Genomic DNA, 13,833 nt, shown 5'->3' on the forward strand with positions numbered 1-13,833 from the left:
TGCAATTTTAATTTTTATAATTATATTTGCATAAAATATTAGCAAAATTATTAACTATGAAACAGCTTAATTTATTTCAAACCATTAGAGAATGGTTATTAGAATGGGAGTTTCAACTCATATACGAGAGTGCAGACAATAAAGTATTCATCATTGAAAAAGAAACAGATGGCATTAAAAATATGATGATAGCCATTGCTCCACAAATTCTCATCGTAGAACAGTTTCTATTTTATTGCAAAAATAATAAGCAAAATATATTTAAGGAACTTCTAATTAAGAATAGAGATATTGTTCACGGAGCTTTTGTACTAGACGAAACAGGAGAAAAGGTAATTTTTCGCAACACTTTACAAACAGAGAATTTGGACCAAAACGAGCTTATGTCAACCATAAATTCACTAAGTTTGTTATTAAGTGAGTATTCATCGGAAATGATAGAATATAGTAAAGATTAGCACTATGGCATACTTACTCGTTACCTTAATTTACTTTATCTTAGAATTATTATTAACCTAATTAAAAAAATAAAAAATGAACATACTTAAAAGACTTTTCAGAATAGGCAATGCAGAAACTCACGCTGCAATAGATAAATTAGAAGATCCTATTAAAATGACCGAACAAGGCATTAGAGAAATGAAAGACCAGCTAAGCAAAAGCATAGATGCTCTAGCCCAAGTGAAAGCCTTAGCAATAAGAAGAAAAAACGAACAAACAGCCTTAGAGAACCAAGCGGAAGAGTATCAAAGTAAAGCCATTATTCTCGTTCAAAAGGGAATGAAGGAAGAAATGCCAACCGAAGAGGCGGATAGATTAGCTAAGGAAGCTCTTAAAAAGAAGGAACTTTCTTTAGCCGATTCTAAAATCGCAGAAACCGACCGTAAAAAATTAGAAAGTGATGTTGAGAAAATGCAAACAAATATCAATACGCTTAAATCCAACATTGCCAAATGGGAAAGCGAACTAAAAACTTTAAAAGCAAGAGTACAGGTAAGCCAAGCTACTAAAGACATTAACCAAAAAATGTCTCAACTTTCAAACGATAGCACCATAGGTATGCTAGAAAAAATGAAAGAAAAAGTACTTCAGCAAGAAGCAGTTGCAGATGCTTATGGAGAAATAGCCAATGCTAGCAAAAGTATAGATGAGGAAATCAATCAAGCGGCGGACACCTCTAATGCAAAAGCAGAAACAGCATTAGCAGCACTGAAAGAACAACTTAAAAATTCCTAATCCACAATGACGATCCAAGAGCTTATAGAAGTATCTTTCAATCCAGCCAATACCGTACTAAGTATATTACTCATTTTAAGCGTATTGTATTGGCTACTTACTATGTTTTCTGGCTTAGGAGACTTTGATTTAGACCTAGATTTAGAACCCGATGGGATAGCCATTAAAAATCCAGATGGAACGCTAGAGGTACCTCATGAACCATCTGCATTTATTCAGTTTCTAAAGTTTTTGAACTTAGATATTGTTCCTATCACTTTCTTTTTAACCTTAGTATTGCTTTTTACTTGGCTTATCAATGTTAATATCAGTTACTTTATTCCATTACCACAGTGGGCGTATTTTGTAACGATATTTCCTGCTTTTTTTATAAGTTTGTTTATCAGTAAATATATGTCTATGCCTTTAAAACCAATATTTAAAGAGATTAATCATAAAGGAGAAATAGCATACGACTATTTAGGGAGAGTAGGCACACTAAAATCTAGTATAGAACAAGATAAAATAGGCATGATAGAACTAGTTATCAACCAAGACCCAATTAAGCTATTGGTAAAAAGCAAAGACGGAATACCTTTAAAAGAAAACGACAAAGTCATCATTATAGATGAACACCCTGATAAGAAATACTATTTCGTAGAGAAATACTATGAGCTTTAATAACCAAAATCATGAAAAACAAACTATCATTAAAAAATAAATTAAACTAATATGACAACATTCTACATTAGCGTTGCTGTAATTGCCATCGCAGCTTTAGGGCTTATCTTTTGGATTTTATCCATGTACAAAAAAACAGTACAGGGCGTAGTATTACTTAGAACAGGATACGGAGGCGCCAAAGTGTTCTTTAATGCAGGAGTGGTAATTCCAATTATCCACAGATTAGAGCAAATGGATATTTCTGTTAAAAAATTAGAAATCTCTAGAGAAGGAAAAGACGGATTGATTTGCAAGGATAATATGCGTGCTGATATTCAAGTAGCATTCTTTGTAAGAGTAAATAAATCTGTAGATGACATCATCAATGTAGGACAAACCATTGGTTGCCAAAGAGCCTCCGATATATCTACCCTTAGAGAACTTTTTGAGGCAAAATTTTCGGAAGCTCTAAAAACTGTAGGTAAAAAATTTGATTTCATTGAACTTTACGAAGCCAGAAGTGAGTTTAGACAAGAAATATTAAACATCATCGGAACCGACCTTAATGGCTATGTACTAGACGACTGTGCCATAGACTATTTAGAACAAACCAAACTTGAATATCTTAACAAAGATAACATCTTAGATTCTGAAGGTATTAAAAAAATCACAGAACTCACGGCTTCTCAGAATATAAAGGCTAACCTTGTAAGAAGAGAAGAAGAAAAAACCATAAAAAAACAAGATGTAGAAGCTAGAGAGGCTATCTTAGAGTTAGAAAAACAATTAGCCGAAAAAGAAGAAACACAAAAAAGGGAGGTTGAAAACATCAAGGCGAGAGAAAACGCGGAAATACTAAAAGTAGCTGAAGAGGAAAGGTTAAAATACGAATCTGTACGAATTGCAACAGAAGAAGCACTACAAATTGCAGAAGAAAACAAACAGAGGCAAGTGGTAATCGCTGCTAAAAACAAGGAAAGAGCCGACTTAGTAGAAACCGAAAGAGTACAAAAAGATAAAATGCTAGAGGCTACAGAAAGAGAAAGAATTGTAGCTTTAGCTGACATAGAAAAAGATAAGGCTGTAGAACTAGAGAAGAAAAACATTCAAGATGTTATCCGAGAAAGACTAGCCAAAGAAAAAACAGTAGTAGAAGAACAACAAAACATCTACGATGTAGAAGCACTTAAATCCGCAGAAAGAGACAAACAAGTACAACTCATTATAGCGGCAAGAGAAGCAGAAGAGAGACTCATTGCAGAAACAAAAGCAGCAGAAGCAAGAAAACTCGCTGCCGAAAAAGATGCTCAAAAATATGTAATTGAAGCACAAGCCAAAAGAGATGCCGCCGAAAAAGAAGCCGAAGCAAGAAAAATAATTGCAGATGCTCTTGCAAAAGAGGAGGCTACCATAGGATTATCAGAAGCTCAAGTGATGCACGCAAAAGCGGAAGCATCAGAAAGACAAGGTATTGTAGATGCCAACATCATAGAGAAAAAAGCTCAGGCTAAGAAGATAGAAGGTCTAGCCGAAGCTGATGTAATTAAAGAAAAAGCACTAGCCGAAGCCGCAGGTATCACCGAAAAAGCCGAAGCTATGAAAAAACTCAACGATGCTGGAAAAGAACACGAAGAGTTCAGATTGAAATTAGCTAAGGAGAAAGAGGTAGAATTAGCTGAAATAAACATTCAGAAAGAGATAGCCCAAGCTCAAGCACAGGTGCTAGGAGAAGCCTTTAAAACAGCGAAAATAGACATTGTAGGAGGCGACCACTCTTTCTTTGATAATGTTGTAAGACAAATTTCGGCTGGTAAAGGGATAGATAAACTTATCCAACACAGCGAAAATGCACAGATTTTAAAAGAATCTCTACTAGATTCTGATAACGAAAACAATCTGATAGGAAAGGTAATGCAAATGGTAGAAAAGTATAAAATTTCTTCAGAAGATATTAAAAACCTAAGCATTGCTTCTCTCATCTTCAAACTCAAAGGGGTTGCAGAACCACAAGAGCAAGGTCTTCTCACCAGAGCTTTAGATGTAGCCAAACACTTAGGCATCCAAGATAAACCTATCAGATAGAAAAGAAAACGCCGCTCACTTAAAATGTGGGCGGACTTTTATCCCTTTATTTCAGATTCTAACATTATTATCAACCATAAATCGTAGCTCATAAAATGTCAAAGGACAATCTACAATCAGGTACTTACGAGATTATTCAGAACCGACTTAACGAACAGAAAAACCATCTTTCTCATAAACTCGCTGCCCTTAATGAAGACCGAAAGAAAGTATTTGGAGGAATAGACTTCTCACTGATTGCCAACGAACGAATTTCTACAGAGCAGTCGTGTAAGATAAAAGACCTATTTGCCGTTAACCATCTGTGCATCGTAGGTTATAATACCCACTTAGGTCTGAAAACAGAAGTGGAAGTTACTGATGTATTTGCCCTTTATGCCTTTCAAGAAAATCGTTTTGAGCCACAACCCATCACTTTTCTAGATGATGCCAATTTTGTACAAGAGTTCAAAAATCTTTACAAATATTATAGAAATACCCAATTCGTTAGGTTCTATTATACCCAAAATTATCTTTACTTCGTATTTCAACTCTCTGCAAATGCTTCGGATATTAAGGCTTTTAAATGGTTAATAAAAGACAACGAACTGCACTTTATAGATTCTAGAAGTGCTTCGGAGGTAAAGTATCCTCCACAGCACGAGTTCCAGTGGGTTAAAGCTACTAGAGATATGCACCGTACAGGTAGGCACCCGCACATTTCTCTGGCAGACAAGGTTTTTGTGGAAGCCATCGGCGGAGATATTACCATTAAAGTGGAAGATAATACCCAAACAGGCAAAGGAATTTACAGCGAACCCGTAGCTCATAAAGACCAAACGCTAGACGATGCCGAAGTACACTTTTTTGATTATGACAACCTCGTATTATTCAAAATAAAACCTTACCAAGAAGACGAACGCTACTTTGTATACAACCATAAAGAGAAAAAGGTAAAGCGTGTAGATAGCCTCAAACATTCGGCTATACTTCTTCCCGAGAACCAAGGCGTTATTTACTCCAACGGATTTGCCCTCCAAACGGGTGAAATAAAGGTGATAGAAACCGAAGAGAAAAATATTTTCTTTGACAGAAAGATAACTGCCAGCAACGGAGAAAACTTCCTCTTCGCTTTTTATGACGAAACTTCTAATGATTACGCTCTTATCCCTTATAACATCATCAATCAGACCATAGATACGCCTATCTATTGTAATGGTTTCAGCCTTTTTGACAACGGTATCCTAGCCTACCTTAAAAATACAGAAGAAAGCAAAAACCATCTAGTACAGCTATGGCAAACGCCTTTTACCAAAGAACTTGTCATTAGTGAAACTCTTAGAGAAAACGAGCTTTTTAAGATTGGCAACAAAGACCTCGTAAAGGCTATGGCAGACTGCCAAGAGCTTATAGTGCTACTCAACAAAAAAGACTCTTACGCGGGACTATATACCGATATTGTAAAAAGAGCCACTTCCATTCTAGACAACTACTATTTTTTGGATAAAGAAAGTGTAAAGCATCTATCGGAGCCTATATCAGAAATCCGAAAGATAGCTCACGCCGCCATTAACGAGTATGAAAAGGTGGTAGAAATCCGAAAAAACACACAAGCCGCATTAGATACTTTAGAAGAAAAGTTTAAGCAACTGCTTTCGCAGACCTCGCTGGTAAACTATACCGCTTTGCACCAGTTTATAGAAACCCTGTCGGAAATAAGAACCTTAAGGGGCGAAATGATAAGTGCCAAAGAACTACAATATTCCGACCTGCCCAAAATAGAAGCGTGGGAGCAACAGCTTAATGAAAGGGCTGACGAACTCGCAGCACAATGCGTTCAGTTTTTGTTACAAGACGATGCTTTGGTGGTTTACGAGGACAAGATAAATGCACTTATTAGCGAAACGCAGCAGTTATCCAAATCGGTGGAGGCTAAGAATATAGAGCAAAGCCTAGACGAACTCGCACTACAGCTAGAACTATTGGTAAACATCGTTAACAATTTAAAGATAGACGATGCCTCCCATTCTACCCAAATCGTAGAAAAAATTTCGGTGATTTTCTCGCAAATCAACCAGCAGAGAATAGAACTTAACAACAAGAAAAGAGAAATTTCTGGAACAGAACTTTCTGCAGATTTCAAAGCTCAAATTACATTGTTTGACCAAGCCTCCATCAACTTCCTAGAGTTGGCAAACACCCCAGATAAGGCAGACGAATACCTTACCAAACTCTCCATACAACTAGAAGAACTAGAGACCAAATTCATAGACTTCGAGGAGTTTATACAGATAATCGCCGATAAGAGAGAGGAAGTTTACACCCATTTTCAGAACAAAATGGTGCAGCTTACCGAGGCTCAAAACAGAAGAACACAAAACCTATTTCAGTCTGGAGAGCGAATCTTGAAGAGCATCATCAGCAAAGCCGAATCTTTTGATACAGAAGTGGAAATCAACGGCTATTTCGCTTCCGATTTGATGGTGGACAAGCTAAGAGAGCTCGTTGCCCAGCTTAACGATTTACAGGATAGCAACAAAGCCGAAGAACTACAAACCCACCTAAAAACAGCTCAACAAGACGCTATACGCAAACTTAAAGACAAAAAGGAAATCTATACCGATGGCGAGAATACCATTAACTTCGGCAAGTACCAGTTTGCGGTTAATCAGCAGAAGCTAGACCTTAGCTTAGTGCTAAGACAAGGAGCCTACTACTACCATATTACTGGGACGAGCTTCTACGAACCATTGGCTTTTGAGGCGATACAAGATTATCAGGAAGTATGGCATCAAGAATTTGTTTCGGAAAATACAGAGGTAAAAAAGATGGAGTACCTCGCTTGGGAAATCTTCCTTAAAAACCCCGCTATTTCGTCTGAAGAAACCAACCGACTGCTCATAGAGCAATTCCTCAAAAATCACTTTGGAGAGGGCTTAGTAAAAGGCGTACACGATGAAGATGCCCTACTGATTCTCACCAAACTACAACAGCTCAACAACCACTTAGGACTCCTTAGATACAACCCGTCCGAGAGGGCTTTGGCACAGCTATTTTGGTTCTTCCTTGCCCCAGAAGAAAAAGTATTTTACGAGAAACAGTTTTCGGCAGTACACCTACTATCGGACACCTTTGCCAACTCTAAGCAGTTTACCTACCTCAACGCTACCCTATCCCAAAAGATAGACGATTTTAATAAAGACTTCCAAGGCTTCTGCCACACCTCTGCCTATAACGCTGCCGTGTACCTCAAGAAAGAGGACCGAAACCGCTTTGTAATCTCAAAAGAAGCAGCAGAACTCTATCAGAAATTCGTTAACGGATTAAAAGAAAAAGGCAAAGACCTCGTGTTCAGTCAGCAAATAGAAGATTTGCACCACTACCCTTCGGCGTGTTATGATATTGTAGAAAATGCCCTAAAAACCTTCCTCCTTGCCGAGCATACAGAAGCAAGCCAAATGGTTATAGAGGAGGCTTCTGCATTTATCATTACCCAAAACTTCCACGAGAACCAAATCTCCACAGTAAGCCACACCGAAACCATTGCAGGGCTAAAGTCTTTGGATACCAATACAGAATATATTTTAGACTTCCACGACTTCAGCCAAAGGCTAAGCTACTACCACCAGAACATCATTCCTAAGTTCACCGAGCTACAAAAGCTAAAGAAAGAATGGATAGAGAAGAAGAAAAAGGAACTAAAGCTCAGCTCGTTCAAGACCTCGGTGCTTAGCTCTTTCGTGAGAAACAAACTCATTAACGAGGTGTACTTCAACCTCATTGGAGCCAACCTCGCAAAGCAAATAGGAGCTTTGGGAGAACAAAAGAGAACCGACCGAATGGGAATGCTGCTCTTGGTATCGCCTCCTGGCTACGGTAAAACTACGCTGATGGAGTATGTGGCGGACCGAATGGGCTTGGTGTTTATGAAAATCAACGGACCTGCCATCGGGCACGAAATTACCTCTACCGACCCTAGCGAAGCCAAAAATGCAGGAGCTAGACAGGAGCTAGAAAAGCTCAACCTCGCCCTAGAAATGGCAGATAATGTAATGCTGTACCTAGACGACATACAACACTGCAACCCCGAGTTTTTACAAAAATTCATTTCCTTAGCAGATGGGCAACGAAAAATAGAAGGCATCTACAACGGCGTTTCTAAAACCTACGATATGCGCTCCAAAAGGTTCTGCCTAGTAATGGCGGGCAACCCATATACGGAAAGCGGCGACAAGTTCCAAATCCCAGATATGCTGGCCAACCGTGCCGACATCTATAACCTAGGCGACATATCAGGCACACAAACAGACCTATTTGAGCTTAGCCTTATCGAAAACGCCATTACCTCCAACCCTTACCTCACTAGGCTTACCCAACCCGCCTACCAAAACCTATATCAGCTCTACGACGCCATACAAAACCAAACGCCAGACCCTACCATAGAAGGCAACTTTACGGCACAAGAGATAGCCGACTTTAGAGCCGTTTTGGAGAAAATCATACAAATAAGGCAGGTCGTACTGCAAGTCAATTCCCAGTACATACAATCCGCCGCTATGGAAGACGATTACAGAACCGAGCCCGCATTTAAGCTACAAGGCTCCTACCGAGATATGAGCAAGCTAGTTACCAAAGTACAGCCCATACTCTCCGAGGCAGAAGTACAAGCACTTATCCTAGAACACTACCAAAACGAATCCCAAACCCTCACCACAGGTGCAGAAGCCAACCTACTCAAACTAAAAGAAATGATGGCACTCCTTACCGAAACCGAAGCCACCAGATGGCACCACATACAAGAAACCTTCCAGAAGAACAAGCGTCTCAAAGGACTAGGCGAGAACGATAGAATGGCACAAATAGCCGCATTACTTGCCGAGTTTTCGGACGGACTAAAGGGGATACAAGAAGCCCTAAAGAGAAGCTAGCTCCACCATCTTATTTACAGGGGCGTATCCCTCGCCAGCGCTTAAGCCCGCTGCTCGGGTCGGGCTATCCGCTATTACTCCTCGCCACAGCTTCCGCACGGTGCCTACCCTCTGTGGCTGTGGGGTAGCCGCTCCTATCCCTTACGCACCCCCACCCCTAGCCACAACGCCAAGCCCCACGCTCCACCACCACCTTGCAACCACCACTCACACCCCCCAAAACAAAAAACCCCCTCCCCGAAGCCCATTTCACTCCATCGAGGAGCAAAATTTTTTCCATCAGCCTCGCGTGATTTTTCCGTCGGCCTCGCGTAAAATTTCCATCGGGCAGGAAATTTTACGCGAGACCGACGCAGTGAAAATACTTAATATCGTAAAAATTTAGTAGTACTAATCATTGGTTATGCCAACAGCCTAAATACTGAAATAATCACAGACAAAACACATAAAGCTATTCCCATATATGATTTAACAATTTCTGCTTCATCTGTAGGATCATACTCTTTTCCTTTCATATATCTTTTTTTATCCTTTATATAAAGGAGTAATAATATCGCTATAATTACACTAACTAATATTTGCACTAAATTACTATCCATTATAGTAAGCTAATACCAAAAATATATTTTCATTATCGCCATAAACATACAAAGACTCTTACTAAAACAAATCGTTCTCCTATTTAGACGCCTTAGTTTAGTTCTCAAGGTTAGATTCAATCGTTCTATTTTATTAGTGCCATAGCGGGAGACCTTATGTACATTTTGAGGAATCAAGTAGCGGTAATGATGTAAACCATCTGTATAGATACACTTTGGACGGCTATAAAGCAATGTGGTAATTACTTTTGACAAAGTGGTTTTAGTTCGCCTACCAATGCTAAAACTCACCACATTTCTACTATCACGCTCCATAGCATAAGTAATCCAAATTTTATTTCCTTTATGCCTCACATAACTACAAATCTCATCTACCTCATATTCCTTTCCGTAGGCTATCAAAGGAGAAGACAATGCTTTAGCTATAGCCAAAAGTCTTTTCAGTACAGTGGTAGCAGATATACCTAATACCCTCGCTATAGAACGAATCCCCAAACCCTCTTTTGTATAGACCACTATTTTGCGGTTAATCTCTGAATGATAAGCATGATAGGTGTAATAATCTATAAAACGACGATAACACTCCTTACAGTAATACTGTTGTTTTAAGGTCTTGGTGCGTCCATTTTTAATAATTTTTTTTGATAAACAATGGGGACACATCTTGGTATCACTAACTTTAATACACGAGGTCTTAATTTCTATCATTTATCTCCTTTTTTATCACTTTTTTGTTACTCTAATATATCTATCATTCATCTTTTAAGACTTATCTACAATAACATCACCTCTAACAACCAAACACTTAATAACCTAAATCATCATCATCACTAACTTTGATACACGGCCAAATGTTCCCTCACCCAATTTTGACATAATACGGCTCGTGCCTTCAAAATAATGCTTGGTAAACTTGCCTTTTTGCCATTTTGGCAGTCTTTTTTTACTGCGTACCGCTCCGTCATCGCTCCGTCGTGTCTCCGTCGTAGATCCGACGAACCCCCGAAACTTATTCTTGTTTTTTATGACAGTTTGACAGTACATTTTTTAGTTTATTTTAGCATCACTAACTCTGATACACGACCTACATTTTCATTTTATTTTCATCTTTTTTTTGAAGTTTTAACATACAATATATTTCTGTATTTACCATTGTGAAAATCATTAGCCCCTGTAAAATAAAATATATTTCCTCTTAATATTCCTACTATTACCCTTTCATCATATTGAAACTGAACCAATACCCCATTATCTTTAGTTTCACCTAAAATTTTCCACCTACCTTGTATATTTTCTGATGATTCTGTTTCCGTATAAAAAAGATTAAAAATCTCATCTGATTTTAACTCTAAATACTGGTAATCTTTTACATTATTATCATATAAAATATCATATTTATCAATTTTATAAATACCTATAATTTTATTTTTTTTATCACTACATGCTGCTAAAAAACAACATAAAAATATAAATAATACTAATATTCTATTCATTATCTCTAACTTCTGTTAATACATATCTTGTTGGTCTACCTTCCTTCGCAGGCTTATTTCCATTATAGGGTATACTACCATCCTTACCATCAGAAAAATAATAAGTTCCCTTAGAGGATTTATATAATCTAAATTTATTTAATGTAACATCTGTTCCAACATCTTTCCCTACTCCACCTGTAAAATTATCGTAATAAGAAAAATAATATCCATCATTATCTTTACCCATTCCTACTATTGTAACATAGTGGTTTGTTGCTGAATTTGAATTACCTGTTTCCTTTTGAGCATCATACATTACCCCTGCCATAACAGCCTTACCTTCTTTCAAATTATTTACAATAATATTTATTCCTTTTTGTAAATCAAGTTTTGACTCGTCTCCTCCTGCTTTCACATACATATCAACTCTTTTTTTTGAACCAACAGCCGTATAATTATTACCACCTTGTTTAACCTGAAGCCTACTATAGTCAGCACACTCATAATTTCCTAAACTAGAGCTCCTTGTTTCTGTTCTCCGACTTAATTCGTAACCAAAAAGACTACTTACAGATGTTATTGTTATATCACTTCCATAACTAATCCATTTCTTACCAGATAAAACATTGGTAACATTAGTGATATTTGATAAATTAGGAGGTCTAGGAAAAAGACCATCAGGATCTATCAACATTATAGGATTATTATTTGTGTAAGAATATGGTTCCAGAGTTTTTTCTACCAACGGGTCTACATTCAACCACAAACTTACCCTTGGATCATAATACCTCGCACCGTAATAATATAATCCCGTCTCGCTATCCAGTTCCTTACCATTGAAAAGATACGGCATTCTCCTACTTACCTTGTGTTCATCAAATAATACCTCCCCAAACGCCATATATTCGGTATGTTGGTTTATATCGCCATTAGCATCTGTAATGTAGCTACTGCTACCTAAGTGGTCAGGGTGATAGTAGTATAAATTCTTTTCCTCCACGCCATTATCCTTAAATCCAAATCCGCCCTCTACCGTTTCGGGTTTCACTGGGTCGCCATATTGCACTGGCGGACCCGGTACATCGCCAGGCTCGTTAAATTTCGGTGGGCGTGGCCAGCCTTCGGGTGGCTCTTGGTCTTGGCTAATATCCGACCAATCTATACTTGGGTACTCCTGTCCTGTAAAATCAGGTGTGCCGTATATACCGTGTTGTGTCGGCGGTCCCGGTGGTACATTCAGCCCTCTAATGTAACTATCAATCGCCTCTTGCACCTTAGCTGATTGCTTGATATAATCTATTCCTCCTGCATTTATACCAGACGGTTGATGAAATGTTCCCTCACCCAATTTTGACATAATACGGCTCGTGCCTTCAAAATAATGCTTGGTAAACTTGCCTTTTTGCCATTTTGGCAGTCTTTTTTTACTGCGTACCGCTCCGTCATCGCTCCGTCGTGTCTCCGTCGTAGGTCCGACGAAACTCCGAAACTTATTTTTGCTTTTTATGACAGTTTGACAGTGCATTTTAACTTATTTTTGCATCAGATATATAACCCTCTTAAATACATAAAATATCCCCATTGATAAGATTGCTCCAATCAATATAATTAACCACCAATAAGGTAATACCCAAAAAATAAAATATTTTATGGAATTAATAAAACAAATAAATATATTATCTGAATAATAATTTTTCTGAAAAGCACTATCTGTAAGACCTATTAAATAAGCAAAAAAGGATAATATCACAAGACTTATAATAAATATCTTAAACATTGAATTTTTCATAATAAAATTTATTCTGCTGATTTTCCCGATTGAACATTGCCATCTCTTGGATTTAATTTCTCAAATTGTGAGTTCCATTGACTACCTGTATAATCTTTTCCCCTATATCTTACACCCCTAAATGTATCATCTTTATTTAGTAAAACTTTAAATTTAAAACTAGACATAGGTCTATCATTATCTCCAGCTAAAGATGTAAAAGGTGAACCATCCGCTCCAGAAACTCCTAAAAACAAAGAGTTACCTTTTTTATCAGTAATATATGTTTCATTTGATGGAAATTTATCACCATATACATTTCCTGAAATATCAAAACTTTGCCCTTTCTTAATATTAGAAACTTCTAGATTAACATTTGTATCTATATCTGGTGAAACAATCCCCCATAATAATGCTTTATTTTTACCATAAATATGCATATAATAATTTTGGGTTTTTCTACCATTATCCGCATAACTATAATCAACATTTGTCGGAGAAATTGCACTACTAAAGCTAGTTCCTAACCAATCAGAATGAGCTTTACCTCCACGAACATTACTCATAGTAAATTTATCTAAATTAATCGTAGCAGTACCAGCTATTCTATAAGACATATTTTTTGCTGTTGAAAATTTTCTATTATCCCCATCTCCCTCAAAACCTCCTCCAAATCTATCAAAAGGAGCAAAATTTCTAGTATGCAGAAAAAATGTTTGCTTTCCGTTAGGGTCTATATAAAGTATTGGATTTTGATAAGTATAAGAATAGGTAGCAAAGTTCATTGGATTAAATACTCCCCCGTTATGCTGACCATCTATATAATGCTCTGTTTCCATTATTGGATTGTACCCACTTAATGGGTCTGTGCCAAGCCATAAAGAAACCCTCGCATCATAGTATCTTGCTCCATAATAATATAACCCCGTCTCGCTATCCAGCTCCTTACCATTAAACAAATATGGCATTCTCCTACTTACACTGTGTTCATCAAACAGCACCTCGCCAAAGGCGATGTACTCTGTGTGCTGACTAATACCCTCTTTGTCTAAACCAATATTTCAAAAGAACCTCTCCGCTGGATAACAATACCCCTCAATATTCTAAATCATCATCACTAACTC

Annotated in this window: 9 protein-coding genes; 5 read left to right on the forward strand and 4 right to left on the reverse strand. The window is 37.6% G+C overall.

The annotated features are described in order from the left end of the window. Window positions 1-56 precede the first annotated feature (56 nt). The 5 genes from GXW81_RS00880 to GXW81_RS00900 all read left to right on the forward strand — a co-directional run bounded on the left by GXW81_RS00880 (window position 57) and on the right by GXW81_RS00900 (window position 8,867). Window positions 57-458, forward strand: coding sequence for a hypothetical protein (locus tag GXW81_RS00880; RefSeq protein WP_004919647.1), 402 nt, complete (start codon window positions 57-59; stop codon window positions 456-458). 76 nt (window positions 459-534) lie between these two features. Further along, a complete protein-coding gene (locus GXW81_RS00885) occupies window positions 535-1,236 on the forward strand; it encodes a PspA/IM30 family protein (RefSeq protein WP_052910230.1) in 702 nt (233 codons plus the stop codon). 6 nt (window positions 1,237-1,242) lie between these two features. Then, window positions 1,243-1,896 (forward strand): YqiJ family protein, encoded by a 654-nt coding sequence (locus tag GXW81_RS00890; protein WP_161530798.1) that lies wholly within the window; start codon window positions 1,243-1,245, stop codon window positions 1,894-1,896. Window positions 1,897-1,947: 51 nt separating this feature from the next. Beyond that, a complete protein-coding gene (locus tag GXW81_RS00895; protein WP_161530799.1) occupies window positions 1,948-3,960 on the forward strand; it encodes a flotillin family protein in 2,013 nt (670 codons plus the stop codon). Between the two features lie 95 nt (window positions 3,961-4,055). Then, entirely contained in the window at window positions 4,056-8,867 is a 4,812-nt protein-coding gene (locus GXW81_RS00900; protein ID WP_161530800.1) for a DNA repair ATPase, read from the forward strand. Between the two features lie 608 nt (window positions 8,868-9,475). Here the strand turns inward: GXW81_RS00900 and GXW81_RS00910 are convergent. The 4 genes from GXW81_RS00910 to GXW81_RS00930 all read right to left on the reverse strand — a co-directional run bounded on the left by GXW81_RS00910 (window position 9,476) and on the right by GXW81_RS00930 (window position 13,767). After that, complete coding sequence (locus GXW81_RS00910) at window positions 9,476-10,174, reverse strand: IS1 family transposase (protein ID WP_161530801.1); 699 nt, start codon at window positions 10,172-10,174, stop codon at window positions 9,476-9,478. Between the two features lie 395 nt (window positions 10,175-10,569). Next, window positions 10,570-10,959, reverse strand: coding sequence for a hypothetical protein (locus GXW81_RS00915; RefSeq protein WP_161530802.1), 390 nt, complete (start codon window positions 10,957-10,959; stop codon window positions 10,570-10,572). Then, window positions 10,952-12,466: an RHS repeat domain-containing protein gene (locus GXW81_RS10440; protein ID WP_161530803.1), complete on the reverse strand. Its 1,515-nt coding sequence runs from the start codon at window positions 12,464-12,466 to the stop codon at window positions 10,952-10,954. The genes GXW81_RS00915 and GXW81_RS10440 overlap by 8 nt, the downstream gene beginning before the upstream one ends. A gap of 272 nt (window positions 12,467-12,738) precedes the next feature. Then, window positions 12,739-13,767, reverse strand: coding sequence for an RHS repeat-associated core domain-containing protein (locus tag GXW81_RS00930; RefSeq protein WP_161530814.1), 1,029 nt, complete (start codon window positions 13,765-13,767; stop codon window positions 12,739-12,741). Window positions 13,768-13,833: the final 66 nt, after the last annotated feature.

The sequence above is a fragment of the Riemerella anatipestifer genome, assembly GCF_009932355.1.
In the GTDB taxonomy this organism is placed as follows: Bacteria; Bacteroidota; Bacteroidia; order Flavobacteriales; family Weeksellaceae; genus Riemerella; species Riemerella anatipestifer_E.

Coding starts and splice junctions, on each gene's coding strand:
- GXW81_RS00880 (WP_004919647.1), top strand. CDS start 57: ATGAAACAGCTTAATTTATTTCAAACCATTAGAGAATGGTTATTAGAA.
- GXW81_RS00885 (WP_052910230.1), top strand. CDS start 535: ATGAACATACTTAAAAGACTTTTCAGAATAGGCAATGCAGAAACTCAC.
- GXW81_RS00890 (WP_161530798.1), top strand. CDS start 1,243: ATGACGATCCAAGAGCTTATAGAAGTATCTTTCAATCCAGCCAATACC.
- GXW81_RS00895 (WP_161530799.1), top strand. CDS start 1,948: ATGACAACATTCTACATTAGCGTTGCTGTAATTGCCATCGCAGCTTTA.
- GXW81_RS00900 (WP_161530800.1), top strand. CDS start 4,056: ATGTCAAAGGACAATCTACAATCAGGTACTTACGAGATTATTCAGAAC.
- GXW81_RS00910 (WP_161530801.1), bottom strand. CDS start 10,174: ATGATAGAAATTAAGACCTCGTGTATTAAAGTTAGTGATACCAAGATG.
- GXW81_RS00915 (WP_161530802.1), bottom strand. CDS start 10,959: ATGAATAGAATATTAGTATTATTTATATTTTTATGTTGTTTTTTAGCA.
- GXW81_RS10440 (WP_161530803.1), bottom strand. CDS start 12,466: ATGCACTGTCAAACTGTCATAAAAAGCAAAAATAAGTTTCGGAGTTTC.